Source organism: Nocardioides sp. (genome assembly GCF_036274455.1).
Taxonomy (GTDB): Bacteria; Actinomycetota; Actinomycetes; order Propionibacteriales; family Nocardioidaceae; genus Nocardioides.
This window is the reverse complement of sequence record NZ_DASUFR010000084.1, coordinates 1-23,523: the sequence shown is the minus strand read 5'-3', so window position 1 is coordinate 23,523 and position 23,523 is coordinate 1. Positions and strand designations below refer to the sequence as shown.

The following is a 23,523-nucleotide window of genomic DNA, read 5'->3' as shown; positions in this document are numbered from 1 at the left end:
CGGAAGCTCGGTCCACACCCGACGCGCCGCCGAGAGATACAGGTCCACCCCCCGACCCGCCGGCACCCCGGCCTCGGCCGCCCGGCGACCCTGCAGCCGCACCGCCTCGAGCTGGGCCCGCCCCGGGAACCGACCGAACGTCGCCGCCTCGGCCAGCATCGGAAGATAGTCGCCCAGGAACTCACCCGACACCCCACCGGCGTCCCGGCTGGCCAGCTCGGCCACCCGCAGCAGCCACCCCTCGTCCCGACCCGAGCCCCGATCCACGGCTCGATCACTGTTCACGCCCACGTCCCGTCCATCAGCGACACCACCGCCAGTACATGGCAGTTCCTCACCCCCGGCAAGCCACCTCGAGCGCGGACGCACCGACGCGCTCAACCGGCGCCGAGGATCTCCGCGAGCACGGCCGCCTGGCTCAGCTCGGCCCGCTTCGTCGCGGTGAGCAGCGTCAGCCGGCCGTGCGCCGCCATGACCCGCAGGTGCCGCAGGGCCGCGGCCCTCCCAGGCTCCTCGAGCTCCTGCCGATAGCGAGACCTGAACTCGTCGAACCTCTCCGGAGCGTGCCCGTACCACCTTCGCAGCGCATCCGACGGGGCCACGTCCACGCACCACTCGTCCAGCTCGGCACGGGCCTTGCTCACCCCCCGAGGCCACCGCCGGTCCACCAACACGCGGATGCCGTCGTCGTCCGACGGGTCGTCGTAGATCCTCCGCACCTGCACCTCACGCACCTGGGTCACTCCTCGCCTCCGATTGTTCACCTCGTGGCCTCAGGCAGCCCGGCCGCGCGGCGGGTCCTCGTGGTCCGTGCCCGGGCCCATGGCGCGGCGGCTCCTCGGATGCCAGACGAACGAGAGGCGGGAGCCCAGCGGCAGGAGGGCGTCGACCACCTCGGCGTCATGAGGGGAGACGGACTCGCGCTGGGAGTCCTGCCGGGAGGCCGGACGCGCTCCGGCGTCCTCCGGCTCTGCAGGATGGCCGCCGTCCGAGGACTTCTCAGCCCCGTCGGCTCTGCGCGGACGGTGCAGCAGATCCGCGGCGCCGATGGTTCCGACCACGAGGATGGTCATGACCGCGACGGCCATGACGATGAACGAGATCACGAACTCGCTGACTGTCATTGCTGACTCCCTCCCGGTGTTGTTGTGACTGACCTGCCCGTGCAGGCGCGGCGGTCCACAACCGGGCGGGAAAGGATCCGGTCCCACGTGGTCATCGGTCGCTCGCCTGACCACCGATCAGCTCGTCCCAGTCGATGGTCGGTGACTCCAGGCTCGCCGCAGCGGCGTACGGCAGGGCACTCCCTGGCGCGCCGGCACGGGACGAGAGCCATGCCTTGGGGAGGCTCGGCTGCCGCCTCTCGATCTCGTCCAGGTACTGCCCGCGCACCTCGATGGCACACAACAGCGCGCGTGCAGTGGGCGGGCTCGCGATCGCGGCCTCGCTGTCCTGCCAGGCGTGGCGCAGCTGGTCGTCGGTGAGCAGACGCAGGTCGATCGTCGGCTCGGACGGGACGAACATCGGGTTCGCGTACGCGAACGAGCGAGCGAGCGAGTCGAGCTGTCCCGGGGTCGGGCGCCGCACCGAGCGCAGTCCGTGTCGGCAGGTTCGGAGGGCGCCGGGCGACGTTGCCGCGACGACGATCACCACAAGCAAGCCGGGGATGCCCAGGAGAGCCACGAGTCCCGCCGCGGCGCCGCCCGCTGTGGCCGACAGAGCGGCGACACGGCACAGGCGGAGGGTCCGGCTCCACGGTGTGGCGGCAGCGGAGTGGGGGCCGAAGATCGTTGCCCCCAGGAAGCCGACGATCGCGAAGAGCGGCATCACGACCAGCACCGCGGCCTCGAGCAGGGCCACGGCAGCACCGAGACCAACCACAGCCGAGCACAGCGCGAGCGTGAGCCAACCGGCCCGATACACGCTCACGTCGGCCACCTCGGCTCGATGGTCCGCCATACGACGGAGCCACCAGCCGTGACGCGGCTCGGCCCCTGCGGGCTGCCACCGGGTCCAGCGCCGACTGGTTCGAACCTCACGACCTCCACCGTGCCCGGCGCGCTGCCATTGGTCACTGGCCGTCACCGGCGGACAAGTGCGGCCCTTGCTTGCCGACATCCGGCAATTGGTCCATCCCGACCCGTTTCGCGTTGTGATGCGGACGACCTCGACTCAGCCCGAGCCCTGCTGCTTGTTGCCGGGTATCGGAAAGCAGCGGCCCGAGAGAATCGCCGACGTCGGCCATTCTCGACGGTGCCGAGATCGCGGAGGGTGGAGGTCGAGAGCGAGCTCGGAAACGGAGAGACCATGACCTTCCTTCTCTGGACGCTTCTGCTCGTCGGCACCGCGGGCGCCGTTGTCGTCGGAGCCGGCGTCCGGGTGATCAAGCAGTACGAGCGCGGCGTCGTCTTCCGGCTCGGGAGAGTCGTCTCGGGGCCGCGACGACCGGGCCTCGCGCTCCTGGTGCCGTTCGTCGAGCGGCTGCAGAAGGTCAACATGCAGATCGTCACCATGCCCGTTCCGGCACAGGACGGCATCACCCGGGACAATGTCACGGTTCGCGTGGACGCGGTCGTCTACTTCCGCGTGATGGACCCGGTGCGCGCGGTCGTCGACGTCCAGGACTACCTCGCGGCGATCGGACAGGTCGCCCAGACCTCGCTGCGCTCCATCATCGGGAAGAGCGACCTCGACGACCTGCTGTCGGACCGCGAGCAGCTCAACCAGGGCATGGCACTGATGATCGACAGCCCGGCCCTGGGTTGGGGCGTCCACATCGAGCGAGTCGAGATCAAGGACGTCGCGCTGCCGGAGTCGATGAAGCGCTCGATGTCACGGCAGGCCGAAGCGGAGCGCGAGCGACGTGCCCGCGTCATCACCGCCAACGGAGAGCTCCAGGCATCGGAGGAGCTCGCCCAGGCGGCCGAGGTCATGGCGGAGCACCCTGCCGCGTTGCAGCTACGGCTACTCCAGACCGTGGTCGAGGTGGCTGCTGAACGGAACTCGACCCTCGTGCTGCCCTTCCCCGTGGAGCTCCTGCGATTCCTCGAACGGACCACCCCCGCCGAGTCGACCCTGGGTAGGGCGAACGGGACCGACCTGCGCGAGGAGGCGGTACCCGCCCTGGCCGAATCGGGCGACCGGGCCGCGCCCCGGACTCCCCCACAGATGTCGCTGCAGACTATCCCGGACGCGCACGGGTTCCTGGCCGGGCAGTGCGGTTGACCTCACGATGCGGGTGGTCCTGCGGTGGGTGTCCACGCCGCGGGCCAGACCTTCGCCGCGCCGCCAGGTGACCCGACACGCCGGCTGAGCCAACCGCCAGATCCGCACGTCGTCGAGCGGTTCGTGTCGTCCAAGGACGGCGTTCTTACCGTTGACGGACAATCCCGTCCCGCCGGGTAAGCACCACGGTCAGCGCGACACGAGCATGGCATGAGCCCTTCTGCCGTCTCGACGGTCGACCCCGGGCGGGCCAAGGTCCACAGACCCGTGCGCGACGGGGTCGCCATGGTCTGCGCTGCGAGTGCGGGCGTGCACGCTGCCCTGGTGCCGGCGCACCTCCAGGAGGGTCCGCTCATCGGCGCAGCGTTCGGCCTGTCGGTGCTGCTCCTCGCCGCGGCAGCGCTCGGAGTGCGCACCTCCCCGGGGCCGGCGTACCGGATCGCGGCGGTCCTGCTGGGCGTCTCCGGGTGCTACCTCCTCTCCCGCACCACCGGCATCCCGCTGCTGATCCCCGAGCCCGAGCCGGTCGACGTCCTCGGAACGGTCACGAGTCTCGCGGAGGTGGCTGCCGCCGTGGCAGTCCTCGGCCTCCCGCGCACCCGAAAGGAACCCCGATGAACAACTCCTCGATGCGGGCGGCCCTCCCCATCCCGGTTGCGGTGCTGGCGGCCGTCGCTCTCCTCGCTGCGCTGATCGTCGGCGCCACGAGCAGCCACGACGAGGCACACGCGGAGAGCCACGCCAACGCGCACGCCCACGCGGACAGCACCCACGCGATGAGCGCGTCCCAGGCTCGCTTCCACGACGAGATGCGCAAGCTGTGGGAGGACCACATCGTGTGGACGCGAGCAGCGATCGTTGCCTTTGCCGACGACTCCGACGGCTTCGCCGCCGCCGCAAGGCGGTTGCTGCGCAACCAGGTCGACATCGGCGACGCGATCAAGCCCTTCTACGGCGACCGAGCCGGCGACCGGCTGGCCGGACTCCTCCACGACCACATCACGATCGCGGTCGAGGTCCTCAAGGCCGCCAAGGCAGGCGACCAGGCTGCCCTCGACTCCGCCAACACCCGCTGGTATGCCAACGGGAAGGACGTCGCCGATGCCATCTCCGCACTCGACCCTCGCGTCTGGCCCCGGACCGCGCTGCGCGACATGATGCGCGTTCACCTCGACCAGACCCTGGCCGAGGCGTCGGCGGAGCTGACCGACCACTATCGAGCGAGCATCCGCGCCTACGACGCGATCCACCACCACATCCTCGACATGGCCGACGCCCTGAGCTCGGGCATCATCGCGCAGTTCCCCGCGCGGTTCCGCTGAGCCGAGCCCGAGCCGAGGCGACCGTGCCCACCGCATTCGTGCTCTCCGGGGGCGGAAGCCTCGGCGCGGTCCAGGTCGGCATGCTCCAGGCCCTCGGCGCCCGTGGAGTACGACCGGACCTCCTTGTCGGCACCTCCGCGGGCGCCGTCAACGCGGCCTGGGTGGCCCAGCACGGCACGTCACCGGAGTCTCTCGCGCGGCTCGCCGCTCTGTGGGGAGGGCTGCGACGTTCCGACGTCTTCCCGGTTGCGTCGCGCCGCGCGCTGCTCGCGGTGGCCGGTCGAGCGCGGTCGCTCTTCCCCGACACGGGTCTGCGCCGGCTACTCGACGACCACGTGACCATGGGACGGCTGGAGGACGCACGGATACCCGTGCACATGGTCGCCACCGACCTCCTCTGCGGCGAGGAGGTCCTCCTGTCCACGGGCGACCCCACCGCCGCGGTCCTCGCCAGCTGCGCGATCCCCGGCGTCCTCCCACCCGTGGCGCACCACGGACGGCTGCTCGTCGACGGAGGCGTGGCGCACCACGCTGCGGTCAGCCAGGCGGTCGAGCTCGGCGCGACCGAGGTCTACGTCCTTCCCGCCGGTTACCCCTGCGCGCTCACCACTCCGCCTCGCTCCGCCCTCGGCGTGGCCGTCCAGGCACTGACCCTGCTGATCGAGCAACGGCTGATCGATGAGGTGGCGGGATACGACCCGTCGATCAGCGTCCACGTGCTACCTCCGCTGTGTCCTCTCAGCGTCTCCGCCGCCGACTTCGGACACGCCCACGAGCTGATCGACCGCTCCGAGCACGCCTCCCGGACCTGGCTGGCCCAGGGCATGCACGCCCTGCCGGCCCAGGAGAGATTCCTTTCGCTCCACCACCACCGAAGCGCCCCTCCACCATCGGACGACCGCACGAGCGCCGCATGAACCACCGGGTTCTCGGTGGGTCACGTTCACTAGTGACCTTGGTCCCTGCCATTGCGGCGATCGGTCGCACACGCTTGGGGCCATGATCCATCGAAGCTCGCGTCGGGCGGCTGCGGTCCAGCCCTGGTTCCAGCAGCGTCCCCGGTTCGCCCTGGGCGTGGCGGTCGCACTGTTCGCGGCGATCCTGACGCTCCGTCTTCTCACGGGGACCCCGATGGACGCGTACTCGATGCTCTACGCCCTCCCCATCGCACTGATGGCGGTCGCGTACGGCGTGCGCGGCGGTGCCGTCGCCGGCCTCGTGGCGATAGGCCTGACCGTGGTCTGGGTGGTGGCTCGGGATGTCTCGCTCACGCCGACCGGCTGGTTGTCACGTTGCCTGCCCATGCTGCTGCTGGGGGTGCTGCTCGGCGAGGCCACCGACCGCGCGCGCCGGGCCGAGTTGGAGCAGCTCCGGCTGGCGAAGGCCGCGCTGCTGCACCGGAAGGCGATCGAGATCAACGACTCCCTCATCCAGGACATGGCAGCGGCGAAGTGGTCCCTGGAAGCCGGGCAGGTCGAGGTCGGGCTGCTGACGCTGGACCAGGCGATCACGAAGGCCCAGGGGCTCGTCTCATCACTGATCCGCGCTGCCGACATGGGCGAGCGGACCGAAGACCTCCAGACGGGCCGGTAGGGATACCAGCCACTGGTTGCTCATGGCCTGATGGGCGCACGCCGTCGGGAACGAGGCTCGAGCCGTGGTTCAGGAGTCGCCGCGCAGCCCCTGCTTCTCGAGCCATTCGAGGCAGGCCGTGGCGACGTCCTTCCAGCCACCGTCGACGACCAGCGAGTGGCCGCGGTCCTCGAACTCGAGCATGTCCGTGACCGCCACGGAGTCGCGGTACTGCTTGAGCGTGGACTTCGTGATCACCTCCGGCACCGTGTGGTCCTTGCCGCCCATGATCAGCAGCAGCGGGCCGCGGTCGTCGTTGTGCGTGTTGACAGCGGCCGGCGAGTGCAGCGAGAAGTTCGCCGCGGCTGCCTCGAACAGCGGCTTGCCGGGCGCGGGGATCGTCCAGGCGTGGTAAAGCGCGTCGGACTCCTCCTCGCTGACAGCGTTGCCGAAGCTGTAGCGGAACTGCTCCCTGGTCAGCGAGACGGCCCTGTGCTTGTTCGCCGGGTTCTTGAAGACCGGCAGCGTGGCGCGCAGCGCCGACAGCGGCAGGGGAAGCACCCCCTTGATCTGAGCGGCGTCGATGGCGATGGCCGCGTCCGCGGCGTCCATTCCGAGCAGCTTCTCCGAGATCATCCCGCCGAAGGAGTGCCCGACCAGGATCGGCTTGCGGTCCAGGCCCTCGAAGAGCCGCAGGTAGTGCTCGACGACGTCGTCGATCCCCTTGTCGGCGATGTCGTCGGGATTCGCTCGGGACTCCTCGACGGTCTCCCGGTCGCCGGGCCACCCGGGGGCGGTGGCCGCGTAACCGGCCTGGTCGAAGAGATCGACCCACGGCTGCCACGAGGTGGCGTGCAGCCAGAGACCGTGGATGAAGACCACTGGGCGTCGCGTGTCGGACATGTTCTGCTCCTCCGTCGAGTGGGTGACGGAGCGATCGTGACCCTCGAGGCGAGCAGTCGGCTTCAGTCACATGACTGTCGATGACCGAACCCCGGCGCCGCGGAGCGACTCAGTCATCCGACTCAAGACGCGGGTCCGACGCCACTCCTAGCGTCTTCGCCATGGAGCTGCAGCTGGAGGGTGTGACCGTCCTGGTGACGGGTGCCGGCCGGGGCATCGGGCTGGCGACGGTCCGGGCGTTCACCCGCGAGGGAGCCCGCGTCGTCGCCGGATCACTGTCGACCACGGACGAGCTGGCCGCCCTCGTGGCCGACGGCGTGCAGGTCGTCGAGGTCGACCTCGCGACGCCCGACGGTCCTGGCCGGCTCGTGGAGGCCGCTGGGCCCGACCTCGCCGTCCTCGTCAACAACGTCGGCTTCGTCCGCCCGCGCCCCGAAGGGTTCGAGAGCGTCACGGACCAGATGTGGCAGCAGACCCTCGAGCTCGATCTGCTCGCTCACGTCCGCGCCATCCGCACGGCGCTGCCCGTGCTCGTCGCGCGGGGTGGCGGCAGCATCGTCACGATCGGCTCGGTCAACGCCGTCCTTCCCGATCCCCTCGTCGTCGACTACTCGGCCGCGAAGGCCGCGCTGGTGAACCTCACGAAGTCGGTCTCCAAGGAGTACGGCGCCCGGGGCGTCCGGGCGAACGCGATCAACCCGGGCCCGGTCGCGACCGACCTCTGGCTCGGCTCCGGCGGTGTCGCGGATGTCGTCGGGAGCGCCACCGGGCAGGACCCGGCCTCCGTGGAGCGGCAGGCGGCCGCCGCCATGGTGACGAACCGCTTCACCCGGCCCGAGGAGGTCGCCGACCTCGCCGTGGTCCTCGCCAGTGGCCGGTGGCCCAACCTCACCGGCGCTGACATCACCCTCGACGGCGGGCTCGTCCCGACGCTCTGACAGCTCAGTCCCGGGGCGCGAGTGCGACGGCGAGCTGGTTCCGGCTGGTGATCCCGAGCTTCGGGAAGATGCGATAGAGGTGCGAGCCGACCGTGCGGTGCGACACGAAGAGTCGCTGTCCGATCTCCCGGTTGGAGAGCCCCTGCGCTGCGAGCTCCGCGATCTGCGCCTCCTGCGCCGAGAGGTGCTCGCGCGGGCTCGCCACGGGTTGCCACCCCGGTTCACCCGCCGCCCGGAGCTCCTGGTCGGCCCTCGCCGCCCAGGTGCCGGCCCCCAGCGCCGCGAACGTCCCGCGAGCGGCCCGGAGGGGCTCACGGGACTCGACCGCCCTGCGCCGCCGGCGCAGCCACGATCCCTGGGCGAGCTGGAGGCGCGCCCGGTGCCAGGGGTAGCAGCTGGCACCGCCGGCCAACGCGTCCCCGAACGCGGCCTCGGCGGACACGTCGTCGGCGAGCACCGCGCCGGCGTACTCCAAGGCGACGGCGTACCCGGACGCCGGCGTGGGGCCGGCCAGCTGGATCGCCGCCCCGAGCAGCTCTTGCGCGTCGTCGCGACGACCGGTCCGCACGGCGGCGTCCGCGAGGTAGCCGACGGCCCAGAGCTGTTGCACGCGCTGGAACGCCGGGTCGTCGGGCATGAAGATGCGACGGAGCTCGCCGTACGCCTGCTCCGGACGGTCAGCGCCCAGCTCGGCCATGCCGCGGGCCTGTTGCACGCCGGCCAGGAGGGACGAGCTCGCGTTGGGCATGCGTACGGCGGTGTGTTCGGCCTCGGCGAGCAGTGCGTGCCGCGGGTCCCACCGGCCGGCCACTCCGTCGGCGACCGCGACGGCGATGCGCGCCGTTGCCGCCCACACGGCCTGCCCCGTCTCGTCGCCGAGCCGCACGGCCTCCTCGGCGGAGCGCGCAGGGTCGAACACACCGAGGTTCACCTCGGCCCACGCGCGGATCGCCAGGGCCTCGGCCAGCAGGCTCAGCCGGCCGTGGGCGCGCAGCTCCTGGATCGCGATCGTCAGGAACACCTCAGCCCGGTCGAACTCCCCGACGCAGAACGCCGCGATGCCGAGCAGCCCGGCGAGGTCCGGTCGCCCGTCCGCGTCCGAAGGCCACGCCCCGAGCTGCTCGATGACGGTCGGGCTGAGGTCGAACGACTCGGCGAGCCCCATCGCGGCGAGGATCCTCGGATCACGAGCCGGCAGAGGCACCTGTCGCACCGCGGCCATGATCTCGGCCCTGACGTCGTCCCCCGGATCTCGCCACCACACCCGGCGAGCGGCTCCGAACAGCAGCTGCAGCGCAAGGTCGACGTCGCCGTCCACCGTGGCCCGGCGGGCCAGGCCCACCAGGCGGCTCACCTCGGCCGGCTCGCTCGACGAGCCGTCGTGGAATGCCCCCTCCAGCCAGGTGAGCCGGGACCTGTCACGCAGGCTGAGCTCGGTGCCGGCCACCCGCGCCTTGATCTCCTCCACCTGGTCGAAGCGGCCGAGCTCGAAGGCCAGCTCGGCAGCGCCGAGGAGGCGCGACGCCCGCGACTCGGGGGCGGGACTCAGCGCGGCTGCGCGGTCCAGCCACGCAACGGCGGTGGCGACCGCGCCACGTCGTCGCGCGTCGGCGGCCGCTCGCTCCAGGTCCGTCGCGACCTGCTCGTCGCGACCCTGCACAGCCGCGGCCCGGTGCCAGATCGCTCGGTCACGATCGGCGACCAGGACTTCGGCGAGCGCGGCATGCGCCTGCCTCCGTCTGGACGCCGACATCGTCTGCCTGAGGGCGGAGCCGACCAGCGGGCTGGCGATCCGGCACTGGTCCCCGGAGACCGTCAGCAAGCCCAGCAGCTGCGGTGTCGAGAGCGCTTCGGGCCCCAGAGCGGCGCCGTGCAGGATCGTGGCCGCGGCGAGGACGTCGCCGAGGCTGCTGCCGTCGTCGACCGCCGCAACGTCGACAACGGCCCGTGCCGCGTGGTCGAGCTCTCCGGCTCGTACCGCGAAGGCGGTCTCGAGCCGTGAGGTCATCGGGAGGTCGTCGTCGAGGTCGGTCCAGGTCAGTCGACCCGCCTCGAGCGCCGACGCGAACTCGAGCAGGGCCAGCGGGTTCCCGCCGGCCTCTCGCACGACACGCTGCTCGAGAGTCGTCGAGAGCCGCGTCGAGCGAGAGCGCAGCAGCTCGGTCGACGAGTCAACGTCCAGGCCATCGAGCCCTACCCACTCGTCCGTCGACCCATCGCCCAGCTCCAACGCCGGTGGCCGCGACGTGCACACCACCCCGACGCGCTCCCCCTGAAGCCGTCGGACGACGAAGCCCAGCACATCGACCGACGGCCCGTCCATCCGGTCGACATCGTCCAGGGCGACCAGGACCGGCGCGCCCAGAGCATGCTCCACCAGCAGCTCGAGCGTCGCCAGCGAGACGAAGAGCGGGTTGACCTCGTCGTCCTCGCCCATCGCGAAGCACGCGAGCAGCGCCCGACGCTGCGGGGTCGAGAGCTGGTCGACCTTGTGCAGCAGCGGTCGCAGCAGCTGATGGAGCGCGGCGAACGGAAGGTTCGCCTCCGCCTCGCTGCCCCGAGCCATGATGACCGCGACCCCGCGTGACCGCGCCTCGGCCACGATCTCGGCCAGCAGCGCCGTCTTGCCGGAGCCGGGCTCCCCCTCCAGCCCCGTCACGACCGGTCGGGCACCGATGGCGTCCAACCGTTCACGGAGCAGGTGGATCTCGTCGTCCCGCCCGACGAGGCGCCGACCGGCCGTCGCAGTCACGACGCAAGCATCGTGGGAAAGCTCCCACCCGGTCCACCTCCGGTCGCTGTTGTCTCAGCAGGAGTGCAGGTCCCCCAGGAGCGCCGGGCTCGCTGGGGTACACGCCAAGCACCGGTCGCTCAGTCCGAAGTCACCCGGAGGTAGCCACCGATGAGGCGGCGCAGCAGAGCGAGGGCCTGGTCGTCCGGGACTTCCCCGTTGCCGCGCACGTGGGTGGTGTCTGGGCGCCGCCTGGTGTGGACGATGAGCGCGTCGATGGTCTCGGCCATGCGAGCGACGTCGGGTTCGCCGAGGTCTTCCAGCGCCTCGCGCAGGGGCACCTGGAGCTGGGCGTGGAAGTCCTGCATCGGCCCGCGGAGTACGGAGGGGTCGACCACGCGTGCGAGTGCTTCGGCCACGGCCTGCTCGGAGCTGGCGAAGAGAGCGATGTTGGCCTCGACGTAGGCCCAGACCCGTTCGCCGGGTGAGCCGGCCTGGTCGACCTGGTGCTGGACTCGGCTCGCCCAGTCGGGGAACACGTCGGCCACGACGGCGTGGAGAAGCCCGTGAGGCGAGTCGAAGTACTGGTAGACACTGCTGCGGGCCAGTCCCGCTCGTCGGCCCACTTCGGCCATGGACGGAGCCTGACCGGTTTCGGCCAGCAGGGCACGGGCGGCGTCGAGCAAGGCACGTCGCTGGCGGGCGTGGTGCTCGGCGACGGTCGGCGCGTCGATGCGAGGCATGGTCGCTCCCTTCGCCGAAGGTGATCTGCGCAGCCCAAGCGGGTGCCTCAGGCCGGGGTCAGGCGCCCGTCGACCATTTCATACACCCGGTCGCAGTGGTGCAGGACGTCGTGGTCGTGGGTGACCATCAGTGTGGCGACGTCGTGCTCGCGTGCTTCCCGGGCGAGCAAGCCCACGATCTCCTGGCTGCGCTGGCGATCCAGCGCCGCGGTCGGCTCGTCGATCAGGAGCAGGCGCGGGCGGGTGACCAGTGCGCGGGCGATACCGACCCGCTGCCGCTCGCCTCCGGACAGCTCGTGCGGACGCCGACCGGCCCTGCGCTCCATGCCGACCTCGGCCAGGAGTTCCCGCGGATCCCGTGCGTCCCGGCGCCGCTCGAAGGTCAACGGAAGGCGCACCTGGTCGAGAGCAGTCAGGGCCGGCACCAGGTTCGTGCTCTGGAACACGAAGCCGATCTGCCGGCGCCGAACGGCGTCGCGCTCGCGGGGTGACGCAGCCACCAGGTCGGTCCCGGCGACCTCGACCCGCCCCGAGGCCGGGGTGGTGAGGCCGCCGGCCACCGCGAGGAGACTCGACTTCCCGGATCCGGAAGGCCCGACGACTGCCGCGAACTCACCCGCGGCGAGTCTCAGGTCGACGGCGTCGAGAGCGGTCACCGTCTCGTCTCCGTCGCCGTGAACAAGCGTCACCGTGGCCAGCTCGAGGCCGGCAGTCGCCGTAGCAGTCATCGATTGCCTCCCAGGGCTGCGAGCGGCTCGACGCGAGTGATGCGCAGGACGGCGACGCCTGCGCCTGCCACGCCCAGGACGAGAAGCAGTCCCGTCGCTGCTGCGATCGGACCGGCCTCGAGAGCGAACGGCATCTCAGTGCCACTGATCAACGCCCCCAGGCCCAGCCCGGCAGCGATGCCGGCCGCAGCCGATCCCACCAGCAGCACCACCGACTGCAGGAGGCTCTCCATGAGCAGGTAGCGCTTGCTGGCTCCGAGGGCGCGCAGCACGGCAATCTCGCCACGACGCTGAATGGTCAGGACGGTGAAGAACGCTCCGACGACAAGCGCCGAGATCAGGTAGAGGAAGACCTGGATCAGCTGGAGGGTGGAGGTCTCCGCCGTGTACCCAGGTGAAGCGCCGTAGGAGTCCTCGAGTGTCAGGGACGTCGTACCGGCCGCCTTGTCGCCGGCCGCGAGGTCGGGGTCGGCACCTGCCTCGGCCCGGACGGCGACCGCGGTCGCCTCGTTCAGGACACGCTCGGGCAGCGGTTCGCCGTCGCCGAGCCCGGCCTTGGCCTGCTGCCAGCTCCGCAGCGTCACGTACCCGATGTCGACGTGGCCGAAGGTGTGCTGCCCGTCGAGGTACCCGACCACCTTCAGCTGCTGCCCGCTCGGCTCGAGGACGATGGTGTCGCCGAGTGCGATGCCTTCGGTGTCGGCGGACTGCGCCAGCACGACCTGGCCGTCGCTGGACAACGGCACCCCGGCGCTGACGTCCGGCTCGAGGAACGATCCGCGCTCGATTCCGAACAGCGCGAGATCCACCTCGACACCGTCACTGCTCCGCCCATTGACCAACGTGTTCCCGAACGGTGCCGCGTCCGCGACCCCGGGTTGCGCCGCCCAGCGCTTCGCAACCTCGGTCCCCACCACGCTGCGCGAGAAGGCCGAGCTCTTCTCCACGTCCTGCTGGAACGCGAACGACGTGACCGGCAGCCGCTGCAGCCCGGACACCCCATCGTTCACCAGCCCGACGGACAGTCCGCTCAGCAGGACCATCAGTACGGCGACCAGAGCTACCACTGCTCCCATCAGCACGAACCGCCCCCGCGCGAAGGACAGCTCCCGGAACGCGAGGAACGACGGTCTCATGACAGCCATGATACCGACACCCTGTCGGGAACAGATCGTCGGGGCGCCGAGGGGTCTGGCGACGGATCACCGCCCGTCCTACGCGCGGGTTGCTCGTGGCGACAGCGCATCGAACGTGACCGCGAGGAGTCGGCTGATCGCGTTCTTGCTCTTGCTGTGCGCGGCACTGCTCATGGCCGCCAGTGCGAAGGTCGCCAGCTCGGCGGGCGGCACGTCGCCACGCGCGTCGCCGTCCCGGGCTGCGGTCTCGATCAATCCCTCGACGACCCGGGTGAGCTGTTCCAGATGGTGGTGAACGGTCTGGCTTGCGTGCAGGGACGCGACCAGGTCGGCGGCGTCCTCGTGGCTCGAGTGCTGCCTCGACTCCGCGTACGCCGCGAGGACGCGGCGCAGCCGTTCGATCGCCGGGCCGGCCTGTTCGCTGATTGCGAGCAGCCGCTCGACGTGGCCCGTGACCTGGTCCTCGTGCCACGCGTTAAGGATCGCGTCGACGTCTGGGTAGTACCTGTAGAGCGTGGCGCGGCCGATGCCGGCGAGCTGGGCGATGGCCGACATCGAGACGCCCTTGAGGCCGCGCTCTGCGACGAGCTGTCCGGTGGCCTGCACGACCGCGGCTCGCACCTCGTGACGATGCGTCTCGATCGTGGTGGTCCACAGCCTCGGCATGCTCGAATGCTACATAGCGACAAGATCGAAACAAATTGTCTTGAATGATGCAGTCTGTCTCGATAACTTGTCGGCATGACGAACACGACTCCGCACCACGGTCTCAGCGATCGACAGGTCAAGCACCTCCTGGAGGCAGGTCGACTGTCCTCTGATGAGGCAGCACGCCTCGCGGATGGCGATGAGGCGGTGCGCCGCTCCGTGGCCGCGGCAGTCCGCGCCAGCCACGTTGTCGAGCGATTGGCAGCCGCGGTACGACTCGGCCTGGTCTCGCCTGCGAAGGCCGCCGAGCTGGCGGACCGCGCTCGCGACGATGCCCAGGCCGAACACGTGCGCCGCCGCGTCAGCCGCCTTGCACGTCAGGCCCGCGCAGCCGACAGGCGACCCACGTGACGAACGTCGAGGTCGAGGTGCGCGGACTCACCAAGACCTACGGCAACCGAGCCGTGGTCGCTGACGTCTCCTTCAACCTGTCGCCCGGAACGGTCACCGGCTTTCTGGGACCGAACGGCGCCGGCAAGTCCACCACCTTGCGGATGATGCTCGGACTGGTCGAACCCACAGCCGGCGTCACGCTCTTCGGCGGCCGGGCCTACCGGGACCTCGCATCACCGGCCCGCACGGTCGGAGCAGTGCTGGAGTCCGGCGACTTCCACCCCCGACGATCCGGTTACAACCATCTCCGAGTGATCGCCGCCCTTGCAGGCCTCGACGAGCACCCGATCGGTGGCGTGCTGGCGACGGTGGGTCTGACCAAGGCTGCGCATCGGCAGGTCCGCACCTACTCCTTGGGGATGCGCCAGCGTCTGGGCCTCGCGGCTGCACTTCTCGGCAATCCACAAGTGCTGCTGCTCGACGAGCCCGCCAATGGACTCGACCCCGCCGGGGTCGCCTGGCTGCGTTCCTTGCTTCAGGACTTCACTGCCAACGGAGGTACCGCCCTGGTCTCCAGCCACCTGCTCGCGGAGCTCTCGCAGTCGGTCGACCGCGTCGTGGTGATCAGCGAGGGACGGCTCCTTGCCGACACCGACCTGAAGTCACTGCAGGACGGTCGAAGCCTCGAGGAGGCGTACCTGGCGCTCACATCGGGGGTCACTGCATGACCGTGGTGAGGGCCGAAGTGCTCAAGCTTCGAACCACACGCACAATGTTGTGGCTCCTGCTCGCCATGCTCGGGTTGGTCGTCCTCGCCGTGACGTTGCACGGCCTGGGCCTCGCGCTCGAGGACGTGTCCAAGCACCCCACGCAGATGCGAATCTTCATCGCTGGCCAGAATCTCGGTTCGGTCTTCGCCGCCCTGGCCGGCGCCGCCGCAGTCACCAGTGAGTTCCGTTACGGAACCATCCGTCCCACGTTGGTCGCCGCACCGGACCGATCGACCGTCATGCTGGGCAAGGCCGGCACCAGCGCCCTCGTCGGCTTCGCCCTCGGGCTTCTTGCCACAGTCTCGGCAGCGGCACTCACGCTCGGTCTGCTGCACATGCGCGACGTGACCGTTCTGCTCGACCACGATGACCTTCTGCACGGCATCCTCGGCGGCGCCGCGGACGGAGCCCTCTGGGCGGTGCTCGGCCTCGGCATCGGAGGGCTGATGCGCAATCAGGTGGGGGCGATCATCGGCATCTTCGTCTGGGTCCAGGTGATCGAGAACCTGCTGATCGACAGTGCGCCGAAGGTCAGCAGCTACCTGCCGGGCGCGCTCGCCCAGGCCGTCGCGGGCAGCCGACAGGGGAGTCTCGGCACCGCCCCGGCACTGAGTCTGCTCGCTCTCTATGCCGCCGTCGTCCTGGCGGCCTGCGTCGCACGTATCCGACGCACCGACGTCGCCTGACCTGAAGGAGATCAGCCATGAACCAGCTCCCGCGCCTGCCCGAAGATGAGCACGAAGCCGTTCCACGCACCAAGCTCGGCCGAGGCGCCATCACCGGCTTCCTCCTGGTGATCCTCGTCGTGAGCACCGCAATCGTGCTCCACCTCACCGGCGTCATCGAACCGGGCGGCCACTGATGGCATCACTTGGGCCCGTCGACACCCTCGACTCCGAACCCAGCGCTGTCCGGCGTCCGACCACACCAGTACTGGCTGCGACCGAGTGGGGCGACGGCAGCCAACCGACCGTGGTGTTGTTGCACGGCATCCTCGGAAGCGCCGAGTACTGGCGGGACGTGGCCGGCCGACTGCCCGATCATCGAGTCATCGCGATCGACCTGCTCGGGTTCGGCGTGTCTCCTCGGCCCGCACGGGTCGCATACGACTACGCCGACCATGTGGGCGCGGTCGTGGCCACCCTCGAGGCGCTGGGCCCGCTCGGCCCGGCCATCCTGGCCGGGCACTCCATGGGCGCGCTCATCGCCCTGCGTCTGGCCGCTGACCGTCCCGAACTCGTCAGCCGGCTCACCCTCATCGGTATGCCCGTCTTCGAATCCGCCGCCGCAGCCCGCAAGGCCATCGGCAGGACACGACTACGTCGGGCCCTCCTGTACGGACCCGTATCGCGGCTCTTCTGCGCGGTCTGGTGCCAGGCGTCCAAACCGATCAGCCGGCGCATCGCACCGCTCTATCTGCGCCGCGTCCCGGCGGCCGTCGCCCGGGCCACCGTCGACCACTCCTGGTGGTCCTACTCCCGCTCCCTGGCCAACATCATCGAGAACCAGAGCGTCGGCGCCGACCTGCAGCGAGTCACGTGCCCGACGCTCATCGTGCACGGCGACCAGGACCAGGACGCATCCCTACCCGCGGACCGGGTCCCGATGCCCGGCTTCCGCACGCTGGTCGTGCCTGGCGACCATCACCTTCCCCTGGACCATCCGGGCGACATCGCGGATCTGCTCCGAACGGCGTGAGGTCGAGTTGCCCGAACTGAGCCCCACGGGGATCCCACGCGACCGACCACCCGTGGTCTGGTGACGAATCTGACCACCCACGGGCTGTTCGAACCCGGCACAATGGTGGGAGCGCCCGAGCGGGCGACCGGACGAGGCACGCCGTACCCGGCCAGCGACAAGACGGTGTCGTGAGGAGCCTCGTCATGTACGACGTCGTCCAGGTCACCGGGTCCCTGCTGATCCTCGCCGCCTTCGTTGCGGCGTTGGGTGGACGCCTGCAGCAGTCCTCCTACATCTACCTTGCGGTCAACGCCGTGGGTTCGGCTGCGCTGACCGTCACGGCCGTTGTGAGCCTGGAGTGGGGCTTCATCCTGCTCGAAGCCACGTGGGCCGCCGTCTCGGTCTGGTCGATGGTCCGGAAGTCGCTCGGGCGGCCGGTCGCGGTCTCCCACGGGAGCTGAGCCGAACCGGGACCTGGCCAAATGGCGGCCGGAGTGAGCCGCCGGATGCTCGTCAACGTCGAGCAGGGTGCAGCCAACCCCAGTGCCGGAGCACTGCTGCGCCTCAGCGGTCGGCGACCAGGAAGCCACCCTCAACGCCGGCGACGCCATCGGGTTCGCCGGGGACGTCGACCACGGGTAGGCCGATGCCGGAGAACAACCGGCCCGGTTCTCCCTGACCGTCTTCGAGCCCGGAGTGGTCGCACAATGTGGATTTCGCCTTCTCCGCCGGCGGCCTCTACGGCGTCGAGGGTGGCCTCGATCGTCAGGTCTGGCACAGAGGTTCGAGTTGCGGCGACGCCGACGCTGCGTGCGGTGGCGGCGACGTAGGCGCCGGTCGCCGCCAACTCGATGGCACAGCCTCGTCCGAGTCCACGAGATGCTCGGACACGAGCGCGATCTCCCCGTCCAGCGGCCCTCTCATCATGCTGTAGCCCCCAGCTCCGTCGCGATGGACTTGGCAGCCCGCGCGGTCGCGTTCTCATCTGGCGTGATGTTGAGAACAGATGCGGAGAGGTAGGCGGGTCCCCGCTCTGTGCTATCGGTCCACCACGGCAGCAGCCAGAGGTGGAAGTGGGGGTACGCGTCCATGGTTGCCCACTGGTAGACGCGGTCGCAGCCCGTGGACGCTCGAATGGCCCCGATGACTCGTCCCGTGACGTCGGCGTAATCGCGTCGCTCGCTTTCGTTGAAGGCGGCTTGATCCAGCACGTGTCGTCGGGCTTCCAGGATGACGGCGCCCGGGATGGCGTAGGTCGCAGGGGCAGCGCCGACCCGCCAATGTTTGTCTTCTATCAGCCAACCGCCGGGAGGCGGTGCGTCTCTGAGGGAGTCGTTGCAGAACCAGCAGGAGTCGTCTGCAAGGGCGACCGGATCGGTTATCTCTTGCATCGTGTCGTTCACGATTGACATGTTCGATGAGTTTCGGGCTGGGCGCTTGATCAGATTCACCATTGCGGCGACAGCAACGGGTGGGAGCCGATCAAACCTGGTCCCGTTGGCGGGCTTCGGGCTGCCACGATGAGGTGAACCAGGTCTTCGGGTCCCCGTAACCCAGGTCGGTCATGCCGAGCCGCTTCAATGTGGTTAGCGCGATCAGTCGATGATGGGCCGAGAAAGTCAGGACATGGGACACCATCGCGGCGTAGGTGACAACCATCGGCGGTGAGAAGAAGGCGTCGACGAAAGTCTCGTCGAAGGCTCCTTCCCGAGCGACACTTCGCACGGACGCCACGAACTGTGGCCCGACGCTCGCGATGCGTCGCTGCATGGAGGCGACGGACTCGGCATTCTCGCAAGCGAAGTTGTACTCGCGGTCGTTCATGGCGGCCAGCCACATGTCCATCTGCCCGATGAGTCGCGAGAGCAGCCACCGTAGTGAGTTGCCGTCGATGCCGTCGACGCGATTGGGGAGAGGTGCATCGAGGTCGGCGTCGGAGATTCTGAGAGCACGTTCGACGAGTTGTGTGGTGACCCAGACATGGTGCTCGACCATCTGGCAGACCACGGCATCCTGGGAAGATCGATCGCGTGGCGGCAGCCTGAGGCCGGCGGGCGGATAGAAGTGCACGTTGTTGGGTGAGGGAAGTTGGAACTTGGACGGACGCTGGCGCCACGACGATGGGCTAGATCCGTAGGCGCGGCGGAAGGCCCGCGTGAAGGCCTCGTGCGAAGAGAAACCAGCCTCCTGCGCGATGTCGAGTAGGTGCCGATCGGTATGGATCATTCGGTAGGCGGCCCGTTCCATCAGAATGCGCCTGCAGAACGCTGTGGGGGTCTCGCCAGAGATCGCGCTGACGACCCTCTCGAAGTGGGGCCGCGAATAATGCGCCTCCTCAGCGATACGTTCCGCTGGTGCACGAAGTTGGCGCATGTCGGCAGCGATCCGCGTCACCAACTGTTCGAACGGATCCGAGGGTCTCCGCCCAGCATCTCCCTGGCCAGCCGCAACTGTGCGGCTCACCGATTCGAGCCTCCCTTTCGCAGGTCGTCCAGAGAAGGCCACGCTACCGCGATCGCCGCGTCGGGCCCTTTCACCGCGTCTGCAGGTGGGTCAGGCACTGGACTGGCTGGTCGTGGGCCAAAGGTTCGCTCGTGCTGACACGCCCGATCTTGAATGCCACCAGGCGTCACCTTCGTCGAGGACAAGGTCATTGTCCAGAACACCCCAGATGTTCAGCGGAACACAAACCTTCAGGCCAGGCAGGGACACGTCACTGGGATCGACCCTCGCATCGGCGCGCGGCGGTCGCAAGGTCCGCCGCCGGCGCCGACCCGACATCGTATGGACGGTCGTCCGATCGTGGGGAAACCTGTGAGCGTGTCGTCGGAAGGCCTGGTGGGACGGGATGCCGAGGTAGCCCTTGCGGCAACTGAGCTGCGGCACCTCCGCGGGGGACGAGCGTCCGTGCTCGTCATCGAAGGAGAAGCGGGCATCGGCAAGACACGTCTGGTGGAGGGCATCGTCGAGGAAGCGCGCGCCCAGAAGATGGCGGCGTTCGTCGGCCAGGCTCATCCGTTCGAGCGCACCCGTCCGTTCGGTGCGATTGCGGCCGCGCTGGACCTGACCCGGCGGTCCGGGGATCCTCGAAGGGCTGCACTTGGTGCGCTCCTGGGTGGTGGCGGAGGCGCGGGCGCTGTCCCTGGATTCGCGGGCGACTCTCAGTACCGGATCATCGAGGACATCGTGGACCTGGTGGAGTCATCGTGCACCCAGGGCCCCGTGCTGCTGGTGGTCGAGGACATCCACTGGGCGGACCAGGCGACCTTGGCGACGATCTTGTCTCTCGCGCGCCATCTGACGCTGGAGCCGTTGCTTGTGGTCGTCACCGCCCGGCCCTCGCCGCGATCGGCCGACGTGGCCCGGTTGCTGGAGGACCTCGCTGCCGGAGGAGCGCGCGCCCTCGATCTGCTGCCGCTGACGCCTGACGACGTGGCCCTGCTTGCCCGCCACGTGCTCGGCGCCGCTCCTGGTCCTGAGCTGAGCGCCTTGCTCGCGAAGGCGGGCGGGAACCCGCTGTGGGTCACGGCCATGTTGCGCTCGTTGGCCGACGAGGGCCTTCTGCGTGACACCGAGGACGGCATCGAGGCAACGACGTCGGAGCTGCCGGCCTCGTTGGGTGACCTGGTCGTGCGCCGTCTGCATCACCTACCGACGGAGACCCTGGAGCTGCTGCGGATCACCGCGGTTCTCGGGGACGCGGTCTCGTTGCGCGATGTCGCTGCGGTCGCCCACCGGCCCGCGGTCGACGTCGTCGGTGAGCTGGGCCCTGCATTCGACACCCAGCTTCTAGACAAGGCCGACGAGCGAGTCGTCTTCAGGCACCAGCTAGTGCATGACGCGATCTACCAACGCATTCCGCCGTCGGTCCGCCGGGTGCTGCATCGCGAAGCCGCGGTCGCTCTGATGGCGGCGGGGGCCAACAGACTCGAGGTCGCCGACCATCTCGTGCGCGGTGCGGACCGTGGTGACGAACAAGCCGTCGCATGGCTGCGCGAAGCAGCGGGTGAGGCATCGGCACAGGCGCCGCCGGTCACCGCGGAGCTCATGCGCCGCGCCGAGGCATTGCTGCCGGTCGGGCATCACGAGGCCGATCCGGTGGCGTCGGAGGTCGTCCAGGCGCTGCTGCGCGCAGGCCAGGTCGCCGAGGCCTCGGCCCGTGCAGAAGCCATCCTCGCGCGGCGACATGCTCCCGAGGTGGACATCCCGTTACGCCTTGTGCTGGTGGGCGCTCTGGCGCTGCAGAACCGGGCGGACGAGCTCATCGCACTCGCGCAGGCCAGTCTCGACTCGGTCGAGCTTGGACCCTCCGGCGAGGTGATGATGTTGGCCCAGCAGAGCTGGGCGCTGACCTACTCGGGCAACCCCCGCGGCGGCGAGTCTGCCGCCGCCCGGGGACTGGCGATCGCCGAAGGGGCGAACGACGCGGCGATGACCGTGTGGGCACTGACAGCACTCATGGTGGCGGTCGGGCGACGGGGCCGCTTCGGCGAGGCCCTCGCCCACGCCCGCCGTGCCGCCGCGCTGGCCTCCGAGTCGCAGGACATGAGATCCCTGCCGCTCCAGCCGAAGTTCTTCCTCGGCCTGGCCCTCTTCGACTGTGACCTCGTCACCGAGGCGCGCGCGGCCTTCCGGGAGGCTCTCGACGACCAGTTCGGCTCCGCCTGGTGGCTCTCCGAGACGTTGATGGCCGACGCGCAGGCGTCGTTCGTCATCGGGGACTGGGCCGACGCCGTCCCCGGTCTGGTCGCCGGCGGACAGGCCGCGACAGAGAAGGGCAACCCACTCCTGGTCAACCAGTCGCTGGCCTACCGGACCATCATCGCGACAGCCATGGGCGACCACCTGGCCGCCACGGAGCTCGCCGCCCCGCTCGTCCCTGTGCTGGAGGGGGATCAGCTGCCCTACAACGCAGGAATCCTCGCCAGTGCGCTTGCCGAGCTCAGAGTCGCCGAACGTGACCACCACGGCGCCTACGACATGTTGCTGCATTGCTGGCGGTTCGACATCGCGAGGGAGAGCCACTTCTACCACCGCTGCCTCGCCCCGAACCTGGTGCGCCTAGCCCTGACCTTGGGTCATCGAGATGTCGCCGGCGACGTGGCCGGCGTCCTTGCGACAAGCGCAGCGCTGGCGCCCGACGTACCCACACTGCGCAGCGTGGCGTTGCGCTGTCAGGGACTGGTCGACGGTGACGTCGAGGAGTTGGTCGAGGCCGTGGCGCTGGCTCGCCAGTCGCCACATCTGGTCGAGCTCACCGGCGCCTGCGAGGACGCGGCCGGGCTTCTCACCGACCACGGGCGACGAGACGAGTCAGCCGCGCTCCTGAACGAAGCACTGCTGCGTTATGAGCATGCGGGAGCCGATGCCTGGGCAGGCCGGGTCCGGGCACAGCTACGAGCAATGGGCATCCATCCCGGTCCCCGAGGGAGCAGGGACCGGCCGACGAATGGCTGGGAGAGCCTCACACACACGGAGAAGGTGGTGGCGCGGCTGGTCGCCGAGGGGCTGACGAACATCGCTGTGGCGCGGCAGCTGTACATGTCCCCGCACACCGTCAACACCCACCTGCGCCACATCTTCTCCAAGCTGCGCGTACCCAACCGCGTCGCACTCGCCGCCCTGGTGCATCACTCGATCGAGTGATGTCTGCGCCGTCTGCCGCGAACACAATCGACGCGGCCGCGGTCACGACGGCCGCAGGCCCAGACCACAGGGAGAGTGCGACCGTGGACCACGCCGCGACGATGCGAAGCACCTACGAACTGATCAACGCGGGAGACCTCGACAGATTCGGTGACCTGTTGGCCGCCGACTTCGTCGAGCACCAGGGAGGTCCCGGGTATCCCCCTACGAGGGAGGGCACCCTCGACTTCTTCCGAAACCTGCTCGCCGCGTTCCCCGACTGGCACATGGCTGTCCAGGACATGATCGCGAGCGGAGACAAGACCGTGGCACGAGTACGGGTCAGCGGAACCCAGAGCGGCGAGTTCATCGGCATCCCGGCGACCGGTGCGTCTGCCGATGTGGAGCTCATCGACATCATGCGTTTCGACCCGGCCGGCCTCGTCTGCGAGCACTGGGGGGTAGCCGACATGCTCTCGCTGATGCAGCAGCTCGGCGTCGTACCAGCCGGTGCGTCCACATAGCACACCCTGGTTGCCCGGAGCTCGGCTGTCGCCTGATGCTCCGTCCGTTTTGCCACCGATCTCGAACACACCGCGCAAGGAGAAGCAATGCCCACGATCATCGTGACCCACTCGGTCACCGACACCGACCACTGGCTCTCATCGCCGAAGCGCGAGGAGCTCCTGCCCTCGCTGGGCGCCAGCAACCTCCGGACGTTCGTGAACCCCCAGGACCGGACGAAGGTCGGACTGGTGATGGACGTCGCGGATCTCGACGTTCTCTTCGCCGCGCTGGAGAACCCGACGGACGAGTTCACCGAGGCCATGAAGTACGACACGGTCCTCCCCGAGACGATGGAGATCCTCCTCGCGCCCTGAAGAGTTGCCCACAGCGGCACCCCGGGAACGGAAAGAGGCCGCCTCCGGAACTCTCCGGAAACGGCCACTGACCTGCTGTTCCACTTTGTAGCGGGGGCAGTGTGCTGGCTCAGGACATCGGAATGGGGTGTCTCACGACATCGGCATAGCGTGTCGCAGGTCATCGGCATGGCTGGGTCTGGCATGGCTCGGCCATGTCGAACTCGTCGAGCTCATCGAAGCGGCGGC

Annotated in this window: 26 protein-coding genes, 2 pseudogenes and 1 riboswitch; of the genes and pseudogenes, 16 read left to right on the top strand and 12 right to left on the bottom strand. The window is 69.5% G+C overall.

Annotation, left to right across the window (positions count from 1 at the left end):
* The 4 genes and pseudogenes from VFV89_RS08530 to VFV89_RS08515 form a co-directional block, all read right to left on the bottom strand.
* Positions 1-285: pseudogene (locus VFV89_RS08530) on the bottom strand (PucR family transcriptional regulator); the annotation flags it as partial.
* 92 nt (positions 286-377) lie between these two features.
* Positions 378-734 carry a DUF488 domain-containing protein gene (locus VFV89_RS08525; protein WP_329705498.1) on the bottom strand — a complete coding sequence of 119 codons (357 nt, stop codon included), beginning with the start codon at positions 732-734 and terminating at the stop codon, positions 378-380.
* Between the two features lie 39 nt (positions 735-773).
* Complete coding sequence (locus tag VFV89_RS08520; RefSeq protein WP_329705497.1) at positions 774-1,124, bottom strand: hypothetical protein; 351 nt, start codon at positions 1,122-1,124, stop codon at positions 774-776.
* A gap of 91 nt (positions 1,125-1,215) precedes the next feature.
* Positions 1,216-1,929 carry a hypothetical protein gene (locus tag VFV89_RS08515; protein WP_329705496.1) on the bottom strand — a complete coding sequence of 238 codons (714 nt, stop codon included), beginning with the start codon at positions 1,927-1,929 and terminating at the stop codon, positions 1,216-1,218.
* 378 nt (positions 1,930-2,307) lie between these two features.
* On the opposite strand from VFV89_RS08515, the gene VFV89_RS08510 reads away from it, so the two are divergent.
* From VFV89_RS08510 to VFV89_RS08490, 5 genes are all read left to right on the top strand, one after another.
* Positions 2,308-3,225 (top strand): slipin family protein, encoded by a 918-nt coding sequence (locus VFV89_RS08510; RefSeq protein ID WP_329705495.1) that lies wholly within the window; start codon positions 2,308-2,310, stop codon positions 3,223-3,225.
* A 210-nt stretch (positions 3,226-3,435) separates the two neighbouring features.
* Positions 3,436-3,843, top strand: coding sequence for a hypothetical protein (locus tag VFV89_RS08505; RefSeq protein ID WP_329705494.1), 408 nt, complete (start codon positions 3,436-3,438; stop codon positions 3,841-3,843).
* On the top strand, positions 3,840-4,547 hold the full coding sequence (locus tag VFV89_RS08500) for a hypothetical protein (RefSeq protein WP_329705493.1): 708 nt from the start codon (positions 3,840-3,842) through the stop codon (positions 4,545-4,547). The genes VFV89_RS08505 and VFV89_RS08500 overlap by 4 nt, the downstream gene beginning before the upstream one ends.
* 23 nt (positions 4,548-4,570) lie before the next feature.
* Complete coding sequence (locus tag VFV89_RS08495; protein ID WP_329705492.1) at positions 4,571-5,464, top strand: patatin-like phospholipase family protein; 894 nt, start codon at positions 4,571-4,573, stop codon at positions 5,462-5,464.
* A gap of 82 nt (positions 5,465-5,546) precedes the next feature.
* On the top strand, positions 5,547-6,140 hold the full coding sequence (locus VFV89_RS08490) for a hypothetical protein (RefSeq protein WP_329705491.1): 594 nt from the start codon (positions 5,547-5,549) through the stop codon (positions 6,138-6,140).
* Positions 6,141-6,209: 69 nt separating this feature from the next.
* Here the strand turns inward: VFV89_RS08490 and VFV89_RS08485 are convergent, their stop codons facing one another.
* Positions 6,210-7,022 (bottom strand): alpha/beta hydrolase, encoded by an 813-nt coding sequence (locus VFV89_RS08485; protein WP_329705490.1) that lies wholly within the window; start codon positions 7,020-7,022, stop codon positions 6,210-6,212.
* Between the two features lie 161 nt (positions 7,023-7,183).
* On the opposite strand from VFV89_RS08485, the gene VFV89_RS08480 reads away from it, so the two are divergent.
* Positions 7,184-7,960, top strand: a complete 777-nt coding sequence (locus VFV89_RS08480; RefSeq protein WP_329705489.1) for an SDR family oxidoreductase — start codon at positions 7,184-7,186, stop codon at positions 7,958-7,960.
* 4 nt (positions 7,961-7,964) lie between these two features.
* Here the strand turns inward: VFV89_RS08480 and VFV89_RS08475 are convergent, their stop codons facing one another.
* From VFV89_RS08475 to VFV89_RS08455, 5 genes are all read right to left on the bottom strand, one after another.
* Positions 7,965-10,712: a LuxR family transcriptional regulator gene (locus VFV89_RS08475; RefSeq protein WP_329705488.1), complete on the bottom strand. Its 2,748-nt coding sequence runs from the start codon at positions 10,710-10,712 to the stop codon at positions 7,965-7,967.
* Positions 10,713-10,831: 119 nt separating this feature from the next.
* Positions 10,832-11,434 carry a TetR/AcrR family transcriptional regulator gene (locus VFV89_RS08470; protein ID WP_329705487.1) on the bottom strand — a complete coding sequence of 201 codons (603 nt, stop codon included), beginning with the start codon at positions 11,432-11,434 and terminating at the stop codon, positions 10,832-10,834.
* Between the two features lie 47 nt (positions 11,435-11,481).
* The gene (locus tag VFV89_RS08465; RefSeq protein ID WP_329705486.1) at positions 11,482-12,162 is read right to left on the bottom strand and encodes an ABC transporter ATP-binding protein; all 681 of its coding nucleotides are present in this window, start codon (positions 12,160-12,162) and stop codon (positions 11,482-11,484) included.
* On the bottom strand, positions 12,159-13,298 hold the full coding sequence (locus tag VFV89_RS08460) for an ABC transporter permease (protein WP_329705485.1): 1,140 nt from the start codon (positions 13,296-13,298) through the stop codon (positions 12,159-12,161). Before VFV89_RS08460 ends, VFV89_RS08465 begins: the two co-directional genes overlap by 4 nt.
* Before the next feature lie 78 nt (positions 13,299-13,376).
* The gene (locus VFV89_RS08455; RefSeq protein WP_329705484.1) at positions 13,377-13,964 is read right to left on the bottom strand and encodes a TetR/AcrR family transcriptional regulator; all 588 of its coding nucleotides are present in this window, start codon (positions 13,962-13,964) and stop codon (positions 13,377-13,379) included.
* Positions 13,965-14,039: 75 nt separating this feature from the next.
* On the opposite strand from VFV89_RS08455, the gene VFV89_RS08450 reads away from it, so the two are divergent.
* The 7 genes and pseudogenes from VFV89_RS08450 to VFV89_RS24840 form a co-directional block, all read left to right on the top strand.
* The gene (locus tag VFV89_RS08450; protein WP_329705483.1) at positions 14,040-14,357 is read left to right on the top strand and encodes a hypothetical protein; all 318 of its coding nucleotides are present in this window, start codon (positions 14,040-14,042) and stop codon (positions 14,355-14,357) included.
* The gene (locus VFV89_RS08445) at positions 14,354-15,067 is read left to right on the top strand and encodes an ABC transporter ATP-binding protein (RefSeq protein WP_329705482.1); all 714 of its coding nucleotides are present in this window, start codon (positions 14,354-14,356) and stop codon (positions 15,065-15,067) included. The genes VFV89_RS08450 and VFV89_RS08445 overlap by 4 nt, the downstream gene beginning before the upstream one ends.
* Positions 15,064-15,795, top strand: coding sequence for a hypothetical protein (locus VFV89_RS08440; protein ID WP_329705481.1), 732 nt, complete (start codon positions 15,064-15,066; stop codon positions 15,793-15,795). Before VFV89_RS08445 ends, VFV89_RS08440 begins: the two co-directional genes overlap by 4 nt.
* Positions 15,796-15,812: 17 nt before the next feature.
* The gene (locus VFV89_RS08435) at positions 15,813-15,971 is read left to right on the top strand and encodes a hypothetical protein (protein ID WP_329705480.1); all 159 of its coding nucleotides are present in this window, start codon (positions 15,813-15,815) and stop codon (positions 15,969-15,971) included.
* On the top strand, positions 15,971-16,807 hold the full coding sequence (locus tag VFV89_RS08430) for an alpha/beta hydrolase (RefSeq protein WP_329705479.1): 837 nt from the start codon (positions 15,971-15,973) through the stop codon (positions 16,805-16,807). The genes VFV89_RS08435 and VFV89_RS08430 overlap by 1 nt, the downstream gene beginning before the upstream one ends.
* Before the next feature lie 108 nt (positions 16,808-16,915).
* A riboswitch (guanidine-III (ykkC-III) riboswitch) is annotated at positions 16,916-16,979 on the top strand.
* A complete protein-coding gene (locus VFV89_RS08425) occupies positions 16,978-17,250 on the top strand; it encodes a CBU_0592 family membrane protein (protein ID WP_329705478.1) in 273 nt (90 codons plus the stop codon). It overlaps the preceding riboswitch by 2 nt.
* Before the next feature lie 27 nt (positions 17,251-17,277).
* Positions 17,278-17,358, top strand: a pseudogene (locus VFV89_RS24840) (XRE family transcriptional regulator); the annotation flags it as partial.
* 354 nt (positions 17,359-17,712) lie between these two features.
* Here VFV89_RS24840 and VFV89_RS08420 read toward each other — a convergent pair.
* Together VFV89_RS08420 and VFV89_RS08415 are read right to left on the bottom strand one after the other, a co-directional pair.
* Positions 17,713-18,192: a hypothetical protein gene (locus VFV89_RS08420; protein ID WP_329705477.1), complete on the bottom strand. Its 480-nt coding sequence runs from the start codon at positions 18,190-18,192 to the stop codon at positions 17,713-17,715.
* Positions 18,193-18,271: 79 nt separating this feature from the next.
* Complete coding sequence (locus tag VFV89_RS08415) at positions 18,272-19,252, bottom strand: helix-turn-helix transcriptional regulator (protein WP_329705476.1); 981 nt, start codon at positions 19,250-19,252, stop codon at positions 18,272-18,274.
* 153 nt (positions 19,253-19,405) lie between these two features.
* Between VFV89_RS08415 and VFV89_RS08410 the strand changes: the two genes are divergently transcribed.
* The 3 genes from VFV89_RS08410 (at position 19,406) to VFV89_RS08400 (ending at position 23,295) form a co-directional block, all read left to right on the top strand.
* The gene (locus VFV89_RS08410; RefSeq protein ID WP_329705475.1) at positions 19,406-22,435 is read left to right on the top strand and encodes an ATP-binding protein; all 3,030 of its coding nucleotides are present in this window, start codon (positions 19,406-19,408) and stop codon (positions 22,433-22,435) included.
* Between the two features lie 83 nt (positions 22,436-22,518).
* Positions 22,519-22,938: an ester cyclase gene (locus tag VFV89_RS08405; protein ID WP_329705474.1), complete on the top strand. Its 420-nt coding sequence runs from the start codon at positions 22,519-22,521 to the stop codon at positions 22,936-22,938.
* A gap of 87 nt (positions 22,939-23,025) precedes the next feature.
* A complete protein-coding gene (locus VFV89_RS08400) occupies positions 23,026-23,295 on the top strand; it encodes a hypothetical protein (protein WP_329705473.1) in 270 nt (89 codons plus the stop codon).
* Positions 23,296-23,523: the final 228 nt, after the last annotated feature.